16 protein-coding genes are annotated in these 17,692 nt (G+C 59.9%); 11 read left to right on the top strand and 5 right to left on the bottom strand.

The window, feature by feature from the left end; all coding sequences use genetic code 11:
- Position 1 precedes the first annotated feature (1 nt).
- From DYZ14_RS12580 to trbI, 8 genes are read left to right on the top strand one after another with little or no spacing between them, the layout of a single operon-like run.
- Positions 2-2,458, top strand: coding sequence for a conjugal transfer protein TrbE (locus DYZ14_RS12580; RefSeq protein WP_154720998.1), 2,457 nt, complete (start codon positions 2-4; stop codon positions 2,456-2,458).
- A complete protein-coding gene (gene trbJ, locus DYZ14_RS12585; protein ID WP_154720999.1) occupies positions 2,430-3,233 on the top strand; it encodes a P-type conjugative transfer protein TrbJ in 804 nt (267 codons plus the stop codon). Before DYZ14_RS12580 ends, trbJ begins: the two co-directional genes overlap by 29 nt.
- On the top strand, positions 3,230-3,433 hold the full coding sequence (trbK, locus tag DYZ14_RS12590) for an entry exclusion protein TrbK (RefSeq protein WP_154721000.1): 204 nt from the start codon (positions 3,230-3,232) through the stop codon (positions 3,431-3,433). The genes trbJ and trbK overlap by 4 nt, the downstream gene beginning before the upstream one ends.
- Entirely contained in the window at positions 3,427-4,605 is a 1,179-nt protein-coding gene (trbL, locus tag DYZ14_RS12595; RefSeq protein ID WP_154721001.1) for a P-type conjugative transfer protein TrbL, read from the top strand. The genes trbK and trbL overlap by 7 nt, the downstream gene beginning before the upstream one ends.
- 21 nt (positions 4,606-4,626) lie before the next feature.
- Positions 4,627-5,289: a conjugal transfer protein TrbF gene (locus DYZ14_RS12600; protein WP_154721002.1), complete on the top strand. Its 663-nt coding sequence runs from the start codon at positions 4,627-4,629 to the stop codon at positions 5,287-5,289.
- Positions 5,290-5,304: 15 nt separating this feature from the next.
- A complete protein-coding gene (gene trbG / locus DYZ14_RS12605; RefSeq protein WP_154721003.1) occupies positions 5,305-6,117 on the top strand; it encodes a P-type conjugative transfer protein TrbG in 813 nt (270 codons plus the stop codon).
- Between the two features lie 3 nt (positions 6,118-6,120).
- On the top strand, positions 6,121-6,558 hold the full coding sequence (gene trbH / locus DYZ14_RS12610; RefSeq protein ID WP_154721004.1) for a conjugal transfer protein TrbH: 438 nt from the start codon (positions 6,121-6,123) through the stop codon (positions 6,556-6,558).
- Positions 6,559-6,572: 14 nt separating this feature from the next.
- Positions 6,573-7,865, top strand: coding sequence for an IncP-type conjugal transfer protein TrbI (gene trbI / locus DYZ14_RS12615; RefSeq protein ID WP_154721005.1), 1,293 nt, complete (start codon positions 6,573-6,575; stop codon positions 7,863-7,865).
- 124 nt (positions 7,866-7,989) lie between these two features.
- Here trbI and DYZ14_RS12620 read toward each other — a convergent pair whose 3' ends face one another.
- The 5 genes from DYZ14_RS12620 to traA all read right to left on the bottom strand — a co-directional run bounded on the left by DYZ14_RS12620 (position 7,990) and on the right by traA (position 14,974).
- Complete coding sequence (locus DYZ14_RS12620; RefSeq protein WP_154721006.1) at positions 7,990-9,243, bottom strand: ATP-binding protein; 1,254 nt, start codon at positions 9,241-9,243, stop codon at positions 7,990-7,992.
- An 83-nt stretch (positions 9,244-9,326) separates the two neighbouring features.
- Positions 9,327-9,938 (bottom strand): TraH family protein, encoded by a 612-nt coding sequence (locus DYZ14_RS12625; RefSeq protein WP_154721007.1) that lies wholly within the window; start codon positions 9,936-9,938, stop codon positions 9,327-9,329.
- Between the two features lie 14 nt (positions 9,939-9,952).
- Entirely contained in the window at positions 9,953-11,113 is a 1,161-nt protein-coding gene (locus DYZ14_RS12630; protein ID WP_154721008.1) for a conjugal transfer protein TraB, read from the bottom strand.
- Positions 11,103-11,669 carry a conjugative transfer signal peptidase TraF gene (gene traF / locus DYZ14_RS12635; protein WP_445292428.1) on the bottom strand — a complete coding sequence of 189 codons (567 nt, stop codon included), beginning with the start codon at positions 11,667-11,669 and terminating at the stop codon, positions 11,103-11,105. The genes DYZ14_RS12630 and traF overlap by 11 nt, the downstream gene beginning before the upstream one ends.
- Entirely contained in the window at positions 11,666-14,974 is a 3,309-nt protein-coding gene (gene traA, locus DYZ14_RS12640) for a Ti-type conjugative transfer relaxase TraA (RefSeq protein WP_154721009.1), read from the bottom strand. Before traA ends, traF begins: the two co-directional genes overlap by 4 nt.
- Positions 14,975-15,228: 254 nt before the next feature.
- Here traA and traC point away from each other — a divergent pair, with 254 nt between their 5' ends.
- From traC to traG, 3 genes are read left to right on the top strand one after another with little or no spacing between them, the layout of a single operon-like run.
- Positions 15,229-15,525 carry a conjugal transfer protein TraC gene (gene traC / locus DYZ14_RS12645; RefSeq protein WP_154721010.1) on the top strand — a complete coding sequence of 99 codons (297 nt, stop codon included), beginning with the start codon at positions 15,229-15,231 and terminating at the stop codon, positions 15,523-15,525.
- A gap of 4 nt (positions 15,526-15,529) precedes the next feature.
- Positions 15,530-15,745 (top strand): type IV conjugative transfer system coupling protein TraD, encoded by a 216-nt coding sequence (gene traD / locus DYZ14_RS12650; RefSeq protein ID WP_154721011.1) that lies wholly within the window; start codon positions 15,530-15,532, stop codon positions 15,743-15,745.
- Positions 15,732-17,657 carry a Ti-type conjugative transfer system protein TraG gene (gene traG / locus DYZ14_RS12655; protein ID WP_154721012.1) on the top strand — a complete coding sequence of 642 codons (1,926 nt, stop codon included), beginning with the start codon at positions 15,732-15,734 and terminating at the stop codon, positions 17,655-17,657. The genes traD and traG overlap by 14 nt, the downstream gene beginning before the upstream one ends.
- Positions 17,658-17,692 lie beyond the last annotated feature (35 nt).

The raw sequence follows: 17,692 nt of genomic DNA on the forward strand, positions 1-17,692 counted from the left end.
AATGGCTTCCCTCAAACGATTTCGCGCGACTGGCCCGTCTTTTGCAGATCTGGTTCCCTATGCCGGCCTGGTCGATAACGGCGTCCTGCTTTTGAAGGACGGCAGCCTGATGGCTGGCTGGTATTTTGCCGGCCCGGACGCCGAGAGCGCCACCGACCTCGAACGCAATGAGCTGTCGCGGCAAATCAACGCAATCCTGTCGCGTCTCGGGACGGGCTGGATGATCCAGGTCGAGGCGATCCGGGTGCCGACGGTCGAATATCCTTCTCCAGAGCAGTGCCATTTTCCGGATCCTGTTACCCGCGCGATCGACGCGGAGCGCAGGAGCCATTTCGAGCGAGAGCAGGGACACTTCGAGAGCAAGCATGCGGTCATTTTGACCTATCGGCCGCTCGAGTCGAAGAAGACTGCGTTAGCCAAATACACCTATTCGGACGAGGCGAGCCGGAAGAAATCCTATGCGGACACCATTCTGTTCGTATTTCGCAACGCCATCCGGGAAGTCGAACAGTACCTGGCCAACACGCTGTCGATCGCCCGCATGCAGACCCGCGAGGTCCGCGAGAGGGGAGGGGAGCGGGTCGCACGCTATGACGATCTCCTGCAGTTCGTTCGATTTTGCATCACCGGAGAGAGCCATCCGGTTCGCTTGCCCGATGTCCCGATGTATCTCGACTGGTTGGTGACCGCAGAACTCCAGCATGGCCTGACGCCGAAGGTCGAGAACCGGTTTCTCGCTGTCGTCGCCATTGATGGCCTGCCGGCGGAAAGCTGGCCCGGCATCCTCAACAACCTCGACCTGATGCCGCTGACTTACCGCTGGTCGTCGCGGTTCATATTCCTCGACGCCGAAGAGGCGCGCCAGAAACTCGAACGCACGCGAAAGAAGTGGCAGCAAAAGGTACGCCCCTTCTTCGATCAACTGTTCCAGACCCAGAGCCGATCGATCGATCAGGATGCCATGACCATGGTCGCGGAGACCGAGGACGCCATAGCCCAGGCCTCCTCGCAGCTCGTCGCCTACGGCTACTACACCCCGGTCGTCATCCTGTTTGATGAGAACAGCGAAGCCTTACAGGAGAAGGCGGAAGCCATTCGCCGGCTGGTTCAGGCGGAGGGTTTCGGAGCGCGTATCGAGACCTTGAACGCGACAGATGCCTTTCTCGGCAGCCTGCCCGGTAACTGGTACGCGAACATTCGTGAACCGCTGATCAATACGCGCAACCTGGCGGACCTGGTCCCGTTGAACTCGGTGTGGTCGGGAAGTCCAGTCGCTCCATGCCCGTTCTATCCGTCGAACTCGCCGCCGCTGATGCAGGTTGCCTCCGGATCGACGCCGTTTCGCCTGAACTTGCATGTCGACGATGTCGGCCACACCCTGATCTTCGGACCAACCGGCTCGGGCAAGTCGACCCTTCTCGCGCTCATCGCCGCACAATACCGGCGTTACGAGCACGCCCAGATCTTTGCCTTCGACAAGGGCAACTCGCTCCTTCCACTCACGCTCGCTGCAGGCGGCGATCACTACGAAATCGGCAACGACCAAAACGGGGAGGGGAGAGCACTGGCATTCTGCCCGCTGCTCGATCTTTCCACAGACGGAGATCGGGCCTGGGCGGCCGAATGGATCGAAATGCTTGTCGCACTCCAAGGCGTCACCATCACGCCCGACCATCGCAATGCAATCTCACGTCAGATTGGGCTGATGGCGACCGCGCCCGGAAAATCGTTGTCGGATTTCGTCAGCGGGGTACAGATGCGCGAGATCAAGGATGCGCTCCATCACTATACGGTCGATGGGCCAATGGGTCAGCTTCTAGACGCCGAAGAGGACGGCCTGACGCTCCGGGCATTCCAATGCTTCGAGATCGAGCAGCTCATGAACATGGGCGAACGCAATCTGGTACCCGTCCTCACCTATCTCTTCCACCGAATCGAGAAGCGGCTCGACGGTTCTCCAAGCCTGATCCTGCTGGATGAAGCTTGGCTGATGCTCGGACATCCGGTGTTCCGCGACAAGATCAGGGAATGGCTAAAGGTCCTCCGCAAAGCCAATTGCGCCGTCGTGCTGGCGACCCAATCTATCTCGGACGCCGAGCGCTCCGGCATCATCGATGTTCTGAAGGAATCCTGCCCGACAAAGATCTGCCTGCCGAACGGCGCCGCGCGCGAGCCGGGGACGCGCGAGTTCTATGAACGGATCGGCTTCAACGAGCGTCAGATCGAAATTGTCTCAAGCGCCATTCCTAAGCGTGAATACTACGTCGCCACGCCCGATGGCCGACGGCTCTTCGATATGTCGCTCGGACCGGTGGCGCTGAGCTTCGTGGGTGCCTCAGGAAAGGAAGACCTGAAGCGCATCCGAGCGCTGAAGGCAGAACATGGCCAGGACTGGCCAATCTTTTGGCTTGAAAAAAGAGGGGTTCAGAATGCAACGTCGCTACTCAATGTCCAATAACTGGGCCGTCGCAACGATAAGCGCGGCGATCGCGCTGTTGCCTGTTGCCTCCGCCGACGCGGGATCTGCAACAGGCGCTGCCACCGAATGGACGCAGCTCGCCAACAATGCTCAGCTCATCGACCTCCTTCAAAGCTCCGGCCTGCAGGTTGATAATCAGCTGACCCAAATCACCCAATTGGCGGAGCAGATACAGAACCAGCTGAAGATCTACGAGAACATGCTGCAAAATACTGCGCAGCTCCCAAACCACATCTGGGGACAGGTCGAGGGCGATCTCAACCGTCTGCGGAGCATCGTCGACCAGGGGCAAAGCATCTCGTTTTCGATGGGCAATGCCGACGACGTCCTTCAGCAGCGGTTCAAAAGCTATGCGGACCTGAAAACCACCCTGCCCAACTCCGAATCCTTCGCGAACACCTACCAATCCTGGTCGGACACGAACCGGGATACGATCGGCAGCACGCTGAAGGCTGCAAGCCTGACGGCGGACCAGTTCGACACGGAAGAAGGCACCATGAGCTCGCTTCGATCCATGTCGGAGTCGGCCGACGGCCAGATGAAGGCTCTTCAAGTCGGGCACCAGATCGCAGCACAGCAGGTCTCCCAGATGCAGAAGCTCCGCGGCCTGGTCTCCCAGCAGATGACGATGATGGGGACCTGGCTCCAGACTAAGCAGACTGACAAGGATCTCGCCCAGGCCCGGCGAGAGAAATTCTTCAACGCCGACGTTTCCACGATCCCGAGCGGCCAGAAGATGGAGCCACGCTGGTGAGCCGCCCGGTCCTGATCGTCGCGGTGCTGGCCTTAGTGGCTGCGGCGGCTTCCGGCACCACTCTTTATCTCGTCCAGGCAGACGCCGCGGCACCACCCGACATGAGCGAACAGCAACGCATTAGCCGCGAGAAGTTCTTCGGCACAGCCGAAGAACTGCCCCCGATCGAGAAAGGCCAGGAGATGCGCCCGCGATGGTGAAGCCAAATCTTGAACGGGCGCTTACATTCGTAGGAATAGCTTGCCTTCTCCTTGCCACTCCAGCCCTCGCTCAGCAGGGACAGGTCCTGACAGAGCTTGAGAACCAGGTTTCTGCTGCTGCGAAGGGGTGGGAGACCACCATCATGAACGCGGCGAGGTCGCTGTTCTGGATGCTCGCCGGGATCGAGGTCGGCATTGCCGCCGTCTGGCTTGCCATACAGGCCGCATCCCTTGAGAGCTGGTTCGCCGAACTCGTTCGTCGCATCATGTTCATCGGCTTCTTCGCGTTCGTTCTCGCCCAAGGTCCAACCCTTGCAAAGGACATCGTCAACAGTCTCTACCAGATCGGTGCGGGCGGCGGCTCCGCTTCACCGGCTGAGGTGTTCGACGCCGGTATCCGGGTCGCATCGCAGATGTCCGAGCAGGCCAAGTTTGGCGTGTTCGAAGACAACGCGCTTGCGATCGCCGCCGTCCTTGCCATGGGCGTCGTCGTCATATGCTTCTCGTTGGTGGCGGCGATCTTCGTCGCGGTGATGGTCGAGATGTATGTCGGCCTCCTGGCCGGCATGATCATGCTCGGGCTTGGGGGCTCATCGTTCACGAAGGACTTTGCCGTCAGATATTTGATCTACGCCTTCGGCGTCGGCCTGAAGCTCATGGCACTGGTCATGATTGCGAAGATCGGATCAGAAGTCCTTCTCGGCCTGGCGCAAGCACCGACGGCCGAGTCCAATCAGTTCATCACCACACTGGCGATCGCCGGCATATCTGTCGTCGTGTTTATCATCGCCATGTACGTCCCCACCATCATCCAGGGCGTTGTTCAGGGCGCGTCTATCTCTGGCGGCATGGAAGCCATGCGCCATGGCGGGCAGGCCACATCATACTCGCTCGGAGCAGCATCCCTCGCCGCGGGCGCCATCGGAGCTGGTGCCGCTGCAGCTCAATCCGCACGCGCTGCTGGTTCCTCTATGGCGGGCTCAGCACTTCGCGGAATGGGTGCCGGGATCGGCTCGGCCGGAAAAGCAGCCAGCTCGGCGGCCAAGGAAAAAGCCATTGGTTCGCCCGGAGCCTATGCCGGTTCCATCATGGGACTCGCCAACGCCAAACTCGATCAGGGCCGCACTGGACATAGCGGCCCCAAACTACCTCCCGAACGAAACGACAAATAGTCATCAGGAAGGCAAAAAGCGATGACAGCAAACCGGCCGCCCGACAGCCCTTACCTTGCCGCGCGGCAAGAGTGGACAGAACGATATGGCTCCTTTGTCCAAGCCGCGCGCGCATGGCGTATCGTCGGCATTCTCGGACTATCGATGGCCGTGATCGGCTTCACCTATGCCATGTATCTCAGCACCCAGGTCAAGCTCGTGCCTTACATCGTCGAGGTCGACAAACTCGGCACCTCGGTGACGGCGGGTTTCCCCCAGCAGATCGAGTATGCGGATGCCCGCGTCGTTCGCGCGACACTCGGTAATTTCGTCACGAGCTTGAAGTCGATCACGCCGGATGCGGTGGTGCAGAAGCAATACATCGATCGGACCTACGCGCTCCTGAGAACCTCAGACCCGTCGACCCAGAAGATCAATGCCTGGTTTCGTGGAAACTCGCCGTTCGAAAAGGCAAAGACATCGACGGTCGCCATCGAGGTGAACAATATCGTCGCGCTCTCCAACCAGACCTACCAGATCGACTGGACCGAATATGAGCGCGACCGCAAGGGCAAGGAGATCGGCACCAGGCGGTTTCGCGGGATAGCGACTGTCGCACTGACCGCGCCACAGGACGAGGCGATCATCCGCCTCAACCCGATCGGTCTTTATGTCCAGGACTTCGACTGGACCGCACAGCTTTAAGGAAGGGGCAGTCACATGCACAGAACAGGATTGATCGCGGCAGCCGGCTGCATGGCCGGAATCGTCCTTGCAGATTGCGCTCTTGCGCAGAGCATGACGTCGAATGAGGTGAAAGGCACCAACATCTCGCGGAAGTGGCGGGGAGCACCGGGTCTGGTCACGACCGGACCTGATGGAAAGGTCATTTTCCTGTTCGGCGAAACCCAGCCCTCTGTTGTTTGCTCGCCGCTCCAGGTCTGCGATATCGAGCTGCAAGGCGGTGAAATCGTCCGGGATGTACTTGTAGGCGACACCGTCCGTTGGAAGGTCGAACCGGCGACTTCGGGCGCGACCGGCGGGCAGGCAATCCACCTGATCGTCAAGCCGTCCGAGACCGGGTTGGTTACGTCGATGGTCGTCACAACCTCTCGTCGGACCTATCATATCCAGCTCAAATCGCATCCCAGCCAGTATATGGCCCGGATTGGCTTCGAGTATCCGGAGGATGTGTCGACCAAGCTGGCGGAAATCAATGCCCGGCTCGAGACCGGCGGCATTCCGGGGAGCGCTCCTGACAAGCTGAACTTCTCGTATTCTATCAGCGGTGGCGCCTCATGGCGACCGAAGCGCGTCTACTCCGACGGCGCCAGGACCTACATCCAGTTTCCCCGGTCCCTCTCCGGGCAGGACGCCCCAGTGCTGTTCGTCGTCAGCGGCGGCCAGAACCGCATCGTCAACTATCGGCTGAAGAACGACATGATGATCGTCGACTACGCCGTCGACAAGGCTGTGTTGGTGTCCGGGGTCGGGTGGCGACGGCAGAAAATCACGATCCGGCGGGGAGGTTGACCGATGAGGAAGACCCTCGCTGCCATCGTCATCACCTCCGTTCTTTCCGGTTGCCAGACTGCGGATGAGACACTGACTACCAGTTCCGCCTCGATTGCAGTCACCGGTGCCACCGCCAGCGCGATCGCCGGCGACATGGCAAGCCGCCTCGCTGAACAGGCTGGGCCAACCGGTACCACAACCTTCAAAATGGACAAGGACACGTCCGAATACGCCGCCGCCCTTGAGGCGGCACTGAAGGGATGGGGATACACGGTCATTGCGGATGGGAAAGTCGGTAAAGATCAAACACCAATCGAGGTCGCGTGGTCGATCGACAGTTTCGACGGACAGGTTCTGGCGAGGGTCAGTACGCCAGCCATTGCGCTCGGCCGTGCCTACGCCGCGACGTCTGCGGGCGCGACACCGGCCAGCCCGCTCTCGATCTTGAAGCGTAATTGAGGGGAGGGGAGAACATGGTTCAATCGCTCCAGCTCGGCACGACGGGCAATACTGACGATCAACAGAGCATGCGGCGGCTCAATCGCCTGCCGATCATCATCTCGATCGTTATCATCGTTTTGTTCTTCGGTGTCGTGATCATCGGCCTGTCTTGGCGCGGCCTATCCTTCAACCGAGGAAATGAGCTCGACACCAATACCAATTCTCCGGCGACCAGTTTCGGTGACCAGTTGAAGCGCGGGGTGTCGGACGGGATCATAGGCGAGCCAGAGAGTCGAGAAGTCTTTCAGCCGACACCTGACGTTGTCGAACGAGAGCCGGTGAGGAAGGAAGTCGTCGAGCGTCAGAGCGAGGTCCGGACGGAACGGCGATCGCAACTCGAGCCGGAAGCGGAGTGGAAGGCCCGACTGAAGCGGGAACAGGACGAGCAGATCCTTCGGGAGGCGCAGCGTCAGAGGATGGCCAGCCTGCAGGCACGAGCGACCGCACTCGATTCACCGCTGAAGGTGGATGTGTCGGACGTTCAAAAAGCTGACAGCAGAACCGACGCCAGCCAGCCTCAAAATGCCGCCACGAACAGTGCGTCCGATCTTTACAGCGTTGCGGTGAAATCCGGTTTGCTCGGGCAGAACGTGGATCAAAACGGTCAGACTTCGAAGGAGGATTTCTTCAACCAGGACATCAAGGACCTTGGCTATCTGCCGAACCAGGTCGTCCGGCAGCTCTCCCCTTACGAGTTGAAGCGAGGATCAATTATTCCCGCCACCATGATTACGGGCTTGAATTCTGACTTGCCGGGCAGGATCTCGGCACAAGTCAGCCAGAACATCTATGACAGTGCCACCGGCTATCGGCTGCTGATCCCCCAGGGGGCGAAGCTGTTCGGCCGTTACGATTCGAAGGTGTCGTTTGGCCAGGAGCGTGTGTTGGTCGTCTGGACCGACATCATCTTCCCGAACGGCTCGACGCTTCAGATTGCCGGCATGTCCGGAACGGACGCCGAGGGGTACGGCGGTTTCAAGGACAAGGTCGATCGTCACCTCTGGCGCACGTTCGGTTCAGCGGCACTCGTCGCCATCATCGGAACGGGTATCGACATGTCGATGCCCGAGAGCTCCACGCTCGCTACGCAGGACACGGCTTCAGACGCCGCTCGCCGGAATTTTGCCGAGAGCTTCGGCAGGATGGCAGAGCAAACCATCTCGAAAAATCTGAATGTCCAGCCGACGATCAGGATCCGACCAGGTTACAAATTCATCGTCCTGGTGGATCAGGACATCATCTTTCCAACCGCGTATCGCAACTAAAAGGGCACCCCTGGCTGACCAAGACCAGAGCAAAGAGATAATTGAACCGATACGGCTCAGCATAGTTGCGCGTGGCCGCTGACGCTGCCACCAGACAAAACCTGGTAAGCCCGATAAATCCACTTCACATCGACCACAGGATTGAGAGGGGCGCGGCCTGCAGGCGTTCGGCGAACGGGGTAATGCGGTCATGATCATGCAGGACGAGGCCCCGCACGAAACGGTCGCCGACGGCTGCCTGCAATTGACGTAACCCGCGAAAATCATCGGTCTTGACGGTTGCAGACGCCTTCACTTCAATACCGATGATCCGCCCACGCCGATCCTCAATTACGACATCGACCTCATCCAGATCCTTCGTTCTATAGTGCGAAAACGATACGCGTCTCTCCGACCAGGATGCCAGTTTCATTAGTTCGGAGACGACAAAACTCTCTAGCAGAGCGCCAAATCGGGTCTTGTCGTCGGTTAGCCTGGCCAGTTCGTCTTCGCGCAAGGCCGCCAGAAGTCCTGTATCGATGAAATGGAGCTTTGGCGTTTTGACAAGCCGGCTGAGCCGGTTGTTCGACCATGGCACCAGGGTTTTGATAAGGAATAGCCGCTCCAGGATGGCTATGTATTTCTGAGCGGTGACCCCGGACAATCCCAACGCCGAACCGAAGCTGCTATTGTTGATCAATTGCCCGGCATGTTCCGCGAGGATGTTCATGAGGCGCGGCAAACGATCGAGCTGATCGATGTTGGCAATGTCGCGCACGTCGCGATCTAGGATCAGACTGACATAGTCTTCGAGCCACGAGACGCGCCGGGCCGACGTGGTTCGCCTCAAGGCTTCGGGATAGCCGCCGGCCAGAACCATGCTCATCAGTTCCTTGCCCAGAACGACCTCACCCTTAATGGCTGGTTCCTCCCCCGCAAACAGGCGATCGAGCATGAGGCCCGGACTTGATCGGATTTCGGCCTGCGCAAAGGGAAGAAGCGGAATGACTGCCATTCGGCCGGCGAGCGAGTCGGCAATAGCCGGAATGGTCGCGAGATTGGCGGAGCCCGTCAGCAGGAACCGTCCCGGTTCCTGATCGTCATCCACGCTTGCCTTGATTGCAAGCATCAGATCGGGGGCTCGTTGAACCTCGTCGATAACCGCCCGCTTGATCCCGCGTATGAACCCTGTTGGGTCGGCTTTGGCGGCGTTCAAGGTACCCGCATCATCCAATGTGATGTATGGTCGATCCCTGTCCGAGAACATGCGCGCGAGCGTCGTCTTCCCTGCCTGCCGAGGCCCGGATATCAAGACGACACGGGTATCGGCGAGAGCCGCCGCAACGAGAGGCAGCGCTTTACGATCGACAAGGGACTTCGAATTCAAGTGTTCAGCCATGCGACCATTCTTAATTCAATGGCCGTCCAATTTAAAGCATAATTCCGTCCGTTTTTAATTTAAGAAACGTCCAATCTTGAGTGTCATCGCTTTCCGCCTCCGATCCTTGTGAGATCAATACGGATACCGGCGTTGTCGGGTCTGGCTGGGTCCTCCTCAGGCGTCAAAGAGGCCGCGTCTTTTCTGTCTTGGTCGCCATCGTCTGCCTCCACCACTGACCGTTGCTCGACCACCCCACCCGGATCCCGAGCATGAAACACACTCTGGCCCTCGAACTTGCCGGTCTGCCAGGCGTGGACCGCGTCATCGAACAATTGCGGGAAGACCTCTTCGCTCGTCGGATTTCCATACCATTTCGCAACGATGCGCAGGATCTTGGCGAACATCGCTGTGCCCATCCGCAGGTTGGCGCAGGGGTCGACGAGATCGGCCTTCAGCTCCGACGCGTCCTCCAGGCCGAGACCCGCCGGGATCTGGGTGTGACCGACCCGCACGACAGAACCACCAATGCTCTCGCGGACAATCTCAATCGCTTCCTCAGGCGTTTTCGGTTTGGCAACGAGGATCAGACGGCCGCCGGACTTTACCGTAATTGCAAACGGGTTATCCGAGCCGACCGCCTTTACGAACTGTTCGACGATGGCCGGCCTCAACGATGGGTCGGCACATTCCTTGATCAACGCAGCATCCAGCATGCAAGCTCCATGTTTCAAATGTTGAACGAGATGACGAGAGCCAGATCGAACAGGCGGGCCCAGGCCACGCTACTTGCCTGTTGGATGTCGATGATCGACGTCCCCGCAGTCCACCAGCCATTTCCGACTGCGACGATGGCGTCGGGGCGGTGGATTGCCGACTGCAAGACCGGCCACACGAGGAACTGCTCGTAGCAGATCAGCGGCGCGACCTTCACATCGCCGAGATTGACCGCGGGGTTGGTGAAGAAATGTGCCCGAGCGCCGCTTTCATAATCGATCCAAGCTCGCCATGGCTGCCACATCGAGCCGGGGACCGGCATCCGCTCCCGGTACAAGACCTCTTGCCCCTCAGCCGATATCTGAACGAGCACGTTGTCGTAGCCGCCGGCTTCGAGCACAGCCGCGCCGGCGATCACGGTAACCTCTGTCCCTTTGAGGCCCTTCTGCCAAAGGCCGCCCACCGTCGGCGTCCAGAAGCCGAGAGCACTTTCCGGGAGCACGATCGTCGTGCCGGGAGGGTGCTCGCGAGCAATTTCGATCAGTGCCTGTTGCCGCTCGAGGCCTGCTTCGCGTCCGAGGGATGCGCCCATTTTGAGATCGACACCGATCCACGACGCAGGTAGAATTGGCAATGTCCACTCAGCGGCGGACCAGAGCCATAGGCCTGTCATGGCCATCACAGCAGCCGGCCTGTAATGCGTCGTCATGACGACCAGGCCGGCTGCCGTCGCTGCAAGTCCCCACCATCCCCAGCCAGGAAAAAGAACACCCGCGGCGGTGACGGGATGCGCCCATCCCAAAATACCGAAGGGTGGGACGGCCATGGCAAGGCAAGCAGCCAGGTAGCGTAGCGGCCTTTGCCATCCCCCGTGGTTTGTCCAGAGCACTGAATGGACCGTCACGAATGCAGAGGAAGCGACCAGCCATAGCAGAAGACCCGGCCAGATATCCGATGAATAGAAGTTCGCCACACCCTGGGGCAGTCCACGCGAAGCGGCAAGGAAGTAGGCAGCGGAGACCGCCGTCGCCTGCAGGCGCGTCCGCGCCAGGGACCAAAGCAGCGGATAGGCGACAGCTATCGGAATCAGGAGCACATGACCGCTCCAGCCGATCCATCCGGTGATCGCTGATAGTGCGACCAGCACGACCGTCCGGATTAGCTCACGGCGCATAGATCCAAACCTCCTGCGCCAATCCGAGTATCCCATCCATCGGAAGAGGGCCAAAATATCGGCTATCGAACGACCACGGAAACTGGGAATGTAGAAAGACCGTTTCAGGTGGAACGACACCACCGTCATGAGGCGCCATCTCGCGACCTTGGCCGTCCATCCGAGCAACGCGCGAGCGAGGGAGCGGCTGACCATCGACACGCACATTCTCACCGATTTCAATGAGTTGTCCGGACGTCGCCACAACGGTCTTGATCAGTGGTGCAACGCGTCCAGCGCAGAGCCCGAAGCGCAGATATCCACGTGCGCGGGCCTCACGCATCGCATCGGAATTCGGTGGGCAGATAAAGACCAGATCGCCGACCAATATCGGGCGGTCCGGCTCGATGATCCGCCACAGACCTAGCGGCTCGCTTGGCGTGAGATTGATCCTGAATCCTGCGCCGCCAAGCAGTACGATAATGCCAAGTGTGAACAGGCTGACGCTGCTGATCCGGTAGAGCCAGACAAGACGGTTGAGGCGCCGGAGCATTCTTGTCCGATGGCGCATTTTCATTTCAGGGTCAGCCCTTGGGATCTCGTCTGCCGCAGTGTCTCAGCCTGCTTGAGAGCCGTCACACTGCGCTCATGCGCAGACAGTTGCTGCACCGTCCGCATGGTGTTCCAAGCCTGGTGCACCTCGCTTTTCTGCGTCGCGTTCATGCCTGACGTGACCCTCTGGAAGGCCTCCCCATTGGCGTCCTTGGCGGCGAGTGGGAGAAAGGTTCTTTCGCCGAAGCGCTCGGTGACAGCCTTGGTGAAACCTTCGAGTTCCGCCTTCACCTGTCTGTCCGCCAGCGCGTAGTCCAGACCTGCCGGCAGATCGTTCCGATCGATGGCGTCTCGAACGCGTTCGAGCACGGTTTTGGCGTTAGCGGAGAGGGCAGGTATCTCGAGCGCGACCTGTCTGCGCACCGCCAGCTCCTCGGCGTGATTTCGGCGTTCGGCGTCTCCGCGCAGACGCAGATAGTCGCTGATGCTGTCGGCAAGCGGCGTTACATTCCTGAGCGCCCGATCCCGGTCCGATTTATCGGCCCGGCTCGCGAAGCTGCCGGTTCTGCCCTTGAGCGCGCCGAAGGCCTCGGGCTCCGTAGCGATCCTTGAAATCGTCTTCGCCGCGGCCGCCTGATCACTCAGCATCGCATCGACATTCGCTGCCTTGAACGCTGCTTCGGGCTGCGCATAGACTCGGGTAAAGCGCATCGAGACTTCTTCCCATTGCTTCTTGAGCGCCGGGTCGGCGGAGAGCTTTTCCTCAACTGCCTGATCGATCGACTTGGGATAAGTGGTAATACCGGCGACCATGGGCTTGGCCTCCCTTGCTACAGGGGGAATAGGCTTGGCAGCCGCCGTTAAAAGACCGAGCTTGGCGCCGATGGCTGCGAGCCGGCCGGTGAGCTCGACAAGCTTCTGTTTCTGCCGAACCGTCCATTCGAGACGGTCACGCGCGACGGTCCTGGCGACGTTGACGATGTGAAGCCCGCGCGCTTCGGCAAAGCGGAGGGCATGGCCGTAGATGCTGCCGCCGGCAAAATCGAGCGTCGTTTCCTTTGAATTCTTGCGCGAAAGGATTTCGACCAGGCCGCCAGCCTTCGCGAAGGATCGGCTGCCATAATAGACGCCGAGATCCTCGCGGTGACGGGTCATCGCGACATAGGCCAGGTGGCGATCGAGCGAGAGCGATGCAAGCACCTTGACCCGGTCGACCGTCGCACCCTGGCTCTTGTGGACGGTCGTCGCATAGCCATAGTCGATATTGTTGTAGAATCGCTGTTCGACCGAGACTTGGACGCGGTGCTCACCCTCGCCGATCTCTGCAACAAGCCGCCCGGGTGAAGCTTCCACCACCTTGCCCAGCATGCCATTCTTGACGCCCAGGGAGACCTCATTCTTCAGGAAGACGATCTGCTCACCGGCTGCGAAGCGTCTGACACCATCGTTCGTCTTGAAGGGTGAACCATGCTCGATGATGCCACGCTCGATAAGCGTGGCCCGTGCCAGATCGTTGAGCATGCGGACATCGCGACGCAGATGCGCAAGGATCAAAGTCGACTGGCTCGGATCGTAGTCACGGTTCCAGTCGGCAATCAGATTGTTGACGGCATCAGCCTTCAGTTCTACGCCGACCATCCTGCCATTGGACTGATAGGCGGCGACCGCTTTGCCGACATTACCCCGGGCGAGATCAAGCGATGCGTCGCGCATCCATTGTTCGCGCTGGCGATAGATGGTTTCGAGCTCGGCGTACCCGATACGATCGGCGATAGCGCGGAAGGCAGCACCCGCCTCGATCGGCTGCAACTGCTCCGGATCACCAACCAGAACGAGCTTGGCGCCTGACCTGGTGACGGTTTCGACGAACAGGGCCATCTGCCGTGACGGCACCATGCCGGCCTCGTCGAGCACGAAAATTGTCTTTTCGTCGAGTTGACCTCGTCCCTTGCTCCAACTCAGTTCCCAAGACGAGAGGGTGCGGGAAGAGATACCCGCTTCCTTCTCCAAACCTTCGGCCGCCTTGCCGGACAGCGCGCCACCGACCACGCGATAGCCCGCTGATTCCCAGGCCTCGCGCGCCGCCTTCATCATCGTTGTCTTGCCAGCACCAGCACGGCCGACCACGGCAGCGATCCGCGCGTCATCGACAACATGCTCGATCGCCGCTCGCTGCTCGTCCGACAGACGCTCGTGCCGGGCAAACGTCTTCTCGATCACGGCATTGCGAATGCCATGCGAGGTGCGCTGCGAAAGCCAGATCGCCCCGTTGGCCATCTCCGCTTCAAGCCGGATCAATTCGCGCGTGGTGTACTTTGTGGACGAGCGCACGCCCGTGGCAAAGTCGATCCTCTCCCGGTCGAGCCGCAAGGTTTCCGGGCTCTGCAGGATGCGGGCCATCAGGTTCTGGAAGAGGCCGGCATCATCGACATAACGATGGAGGATCTTTGCGACATCTTGGCTGTCGAAGACACTCTTCTCGCGCGTGATCAGGTCGAGGACAAGGCCTGGATTACGCTGGATACGCCGCGCGTTCTCGGCACGGTGCTCTTCCTGTAATTCCAGGCGTTCCAAAGCAGCAGGCTCTCCTTTTCCCTCCGCTTTGCGCTCGATCGCCTTTGCGCCAACACCCAGATGGATCATCGGCGCCAGCTCGATGCCCTGCTTCTCGAAGGAGCGACCATCAGTTCTGATATCGAGGCCGGCAAGCGCGAGATACCGATTCTGGCAGGCGAACCAGCCGTCGCGGAACGCATTGAAGTCATCGAGCCCGCCGGCCCAAAGCGCATAGACGATCTTGCCACTATCGTTGCGCAACACGTTGCCGTCAGGCCCAGTGACCGCCACCTTCTTCGAGCCGAAGCCGTCCTCGGTCAACGGCCTCAATGTGGTCATCAGATGGATGTGGGGATTGCCCGGCGCATCATGAAAGACCCAGTCAGCCACCATGCCTTGGGCAGTGATGTGCTTGGCTACAAAATCACGGACGAGCTCAATATTCTGCGCCGCCGACAGCTCTATTGGAAGAGCGATTGTTACGTCCTTGGCAAGCTGTGCATCCGACCGCTTCTCAAAATCCTCGACCCTGTTCCAGAACGTTTCCGACGCACCAGACACAGACCGGTCAGCAATCATGAATTGCAGCCATTCCGGGGCATCGGCGGGAACGACAAACTCCTCATGCAGCAGACCCTGCTTGCGGGTGTAATCGATCGTCCGGTCTTCCCGCTCGAAGTCCATTTTGGCGCAGTGCCGATACGCCGCCGACAGCACGGCGCTTCTGCCGGAGCCGCGTGCAACGATACTGACCGAGAAATGCGGGACGGCCATGACTGAAAACGCTCCTGCGATCGAACAAAATCAATGTGTCCGTCAGGATCGGAAGGCCCCGCCAGGGCTTGGAAGCAGAGCGTCGCATCAGCGACGTATAATTGCGCCCTTCGGATCCGTCCTTGCGAACGGTCGGGATGATGCTCAAAAGCGTAGGCTCCGCCTACTCGCAATTCTGTTAGTAGATCGGCACGCCGATCTGAACGACTCTGGCTGCGTGAATTACAACATGCAGCAACAGGGACAATCCAGAGATGAAGAAGCCATCCTCCAAGATCCGCGAAGAAATTGCCAAGCTCCAGGAACAGCTCAAGCAAGCGGAGACGCGGGAGGCAGAGCGCATAGGTCGTATCGCTCTTCGGGCAGGCCTTGGCGAAATCGAAATCGAGGAGACGGAGCTTCACACAGCGTTCGAGGAACTGGCGAAACACTTTCGTGGAGGCAAGCCCGGCACGAGCGGACGGAAAGGGGCAGGCGAAAGCAGCACGGGCAGGGGGCCGTCCGAGACGTTCGTGTCTGGCGCGGCTTCGGGCAGCGCTCGCGAGGCTTGAGCGTATGAGCCGGAACACAACTTCCGCCGCCCGGAAGAAGGACACGCGTGACAAGATCGAGCTTGGCGGCCTGATCGTGAAAGCGGGCCTTCGCTTCGAGAAGCGTGCGCTCCTGCTGGGCGCCCTCATCGAACTGCGGCAGCGGCTGAAGTCCGAGGACGGCGAGCGCGCAAGGTTGACAGGAATCGGGGCGGAGGCGTTCGGCAATGAAAGCGAATAGGGTCGTACTCGTTATTCTGCCCGTGGCCATGATGTGTGTTGCCGTTTTCGCCATGACCGGCACCGAGACTTGGCTTGCCGGTTTTGGGAAGACGGAAGCAGCGCAGCTCACTTTGGGTCGAGCTGGTATTGCCATCCCCTATGTCACGGCTGCGGCTCTCGGCCTCATTTTTCTGTTCGCGACGGCGGGATCGCCGAGCATCCGCGCCGCAGGCTTTGGCGCTGTGATCGGAAACGCCACGGTCATGCTGACGGCTTGTGCAAGAGAGGGTGTGCGTCTTGCTGCGCTTTCCTCCCAAGAGCAGGTGGGAAGATCCGCGCTATCCCATTTGGATCCATCGACCATGATCGGGGCGGCCGCGGCACTGATTTCCGGCTGCTTTGCAGTGCGCGTGATGATGGTCGGCAACGCCGCCTTCCCACGCGCCGCACCCAAGCGGATCATCGGCAAACGTGCCCTACATGGCGAGGCAGATTGGATGAAACTTGCTGAAGCGGGCAAGCTGTTCCCGGCTACTGGCGGTATTGTGGTCGGCGAGCGGTATCGCGTCGATCTCGACAGTGTGGCCGGCGTTTCGTTCCGTGCCGATACTGAGGCAACTTGGGGCGCCGGCGGCAAATCCCCGCTTCTCTGCTTCGACGGCTCGTTCGGCTCCTCGCACGGCATTGTGTTTGCTGGATCGGGTGGTTTCAAGACGACCTCGGTGACGATCCCGACAGCGCTGAAATGGGGTGGGACGCTCATCGTGCTCGATCCCTCGAACGAGGTCGCGCCCATGGTTTCGAACCATCGTGAAGCGGCGGGCCGGCGGGTCAGGGTCCTGGATCCGCGCAAACCAACAACCGGCTTCAACGCGCTTGACTGGGTCGGTCAGTATGGCGGCACGAAGGAGGAGGACATCGCCTCGGTCGCATCATGGATCATGAGCGACAGCGGTCGCGCGAGCGGTGTCCGAGACGACTTCTTCCGCGCCTCCGGCTTGCAGCTCTTGACGGCGATCATTGCTGATGTCTGCCTGTCCGGCCACACGCCGAAGGAGAAGCAGACGCTCCGCCAGGTCCGCGAGAATTTGTCCGAACCCGAGCCGAAGCTGCGACAGCGTCTGCAGGACATTTACGACAACTCGGGATCGGACTTCGTGAAAGAGAACGTCGCCGCATTCGTCAACATGACGCCGGAAACTTTCTCGGGCGTCTATGCCAATGCGATCAAGGAGACGCACTGGCTTTCGTACCAGAACTACGCAGCGCTTGTTTCGGGATCGACATTCCGCACCGAAGACATTGCGTCGGGCAAAACCGACGTGTTCATAAACATCGATCTCAAGACTCTGGAGACCCACAGCGGATTGGCGCGCGTCGTAATCGGCGCATTTCTGAACGCGATCTACAATCGCGATGGCGCCATGGAAGGTCGCGCCCTGTTCCTGCTCGATGAGATTGCCCGGCTCGGCTATATGAGGATTCTAGAGACCGCACGGGACGCCGGCCGTAAGTATGGTATCACTCTGACGATGATCTATCAGTCGATCGGCCAACTGCGCGAAGCCTATGGCGGGCGCGACGCTTCCAGCAAGTGGTTCGAGAGCGCGAGCTGGATCAGTTTCGCCGCTATCAACGATCCGGAAACCGCTGAGTACATCTCTCGCCGCTGCGGCATGACGACGGTCGAAATCGATCAGGTCAGTCGCAGCTTCCAGTCACGCGGCTCGTCGCGGACGCGGTCGAAGCAGTTGGCCCCGCGGCCACTTATTCAGCCTCACGAAGTTCTGCGCATGCGGGTGGACGAGCAGATCGTCTTTACGGCAGGCAACGCGCCACTCAGATGCGGGCGGACTATTTGGTTTCGGCGAAAAGATATGAAAGGCTGCGTCCAACAGGGAAGGTTTCAACTGGGTAAGACGACGCCGTAACTCTGTGCTTGGCACAATGTTGCGACTTCCGCTGT

Source organism: Ciceribacter sp. T2.26MG-112.2 (assembly GCF_900492205.1).
Lineage (GTDB): Bacteria > Pseudomonadota > Alphaproteobacteria > Rhizobiales > Rhizobiaceae > Allorhizobium > Allorhizobium naphthalenivorans_A.

What these genes read in the sequence shown, in the direction of transcription:
- DYZ14_RS12580 (WP_154720998.1), top strand. Translation starts at nt 2, where the DNA reads ATGGCTTCCCTCAAACGATTTCGCGCGACTGGCCCGTCTTTTGCAGAT.
- trbJ (WP_154720999.1), top strand. Translation starts at nt 2,430, where the DNA reads ATGCAACGTCGCTACTCAATGTCCAATAACTGGGCCGTCGCAACGATA.
- trbL (WP_154721001.1), top strand. Translation starts at nt 3,427, where the DNA reads ATGGTGAAGCCAAATCTTGAACGGGCGCTTACATTCGTAGGAATAGCT.
- DYZ14_RS12600 (WP_154721002.1), top strand. Translation starts at nt 4,627, where the DNA reads ATGACAGCAAACCGGCCGCCCGACAGCCCTTACCTTGCCGCGCGGCAA.
- trbG (WP_154721003.1), top strand. Translation starts at nt 5,305, where the DNA reads ATGCACAGAACAGGATTGATCGCGGCAGCCGGCTGCATGGCCGGAATC.
- trbH (WP_154721004.1), top strand. Translation starts at nt 6,121, where the DNA reads ATGAGGAAGACCCTCGCTGCCATCGTCATCACCTCCGTTCTTTCCGGT.
- trbI (WP_154721005.1), top strand. Translation starts at nt 6,573, where the DNA reads ATGGTTCAATCGCTCCAGCTCGGCACGACGGGCAATACTGACGATCAA.
- DYZ14_RS12620 (WP_154721006.1), bottom strand. Translation starts at nt 9,243, where the DNA reads ATGGCTGAACACTTGAATTCGAAGTCCCTTGTCGATCGTAAAGCGCTG.
- DYZ14_RS12625 (WP_154721007.1), bottom strand. Translation starts at nt 9,938, where the DNA reads ATGCTGGATGCTGCGTTGATCAAGGAATGTGCCGACCCATCGTTGAGG.
- DYZ14_RS12630 (WP_154721008.1), bottom strand. Translation starts at nt 11,113, where the DNA reads ATGCGCCGTGAGCTAATCCGGACGGTCGTGCTGGTCGCACTATCAGCG.
- traF (WP_445292428.1), bottom strand. Translation starts at nt 11,669, where the DNA reads ATGAAAATGCGCCATCGGACAAGAATGCTCCGGCGCCTCAACCGTCTT.
- traA (WP_154721009.1), bottom strand. Translation starts at nt 14,974, where the DNA reads ATGGCCGTCCCGCATTTCTCGGTCAGTATCGTTGCACGCGGCTCCGGC.
- traC (WP_154721010.1), top strand. Translation starts at nt 15,229, where the DNA reads ATGAAGAAGCCATCCTCCAAGATCCGCGAAGAAATTGCCAAGCTCCAG.
- traD (WP_154721011.1), top strand. Translation starts at nt 15,530, where the DNA reads ATGAGCCGGAACACAACTTCCGCCGCCCGGAAGAAGGACACGCGTGAC.
- traG (WP_154721012.1), top strand. Translation starts at nt 15,732, where the DNA reads ATGAAAGCGAATAGGGTCGTACTCGTTATTCTGCCCGTGGCCATGATG.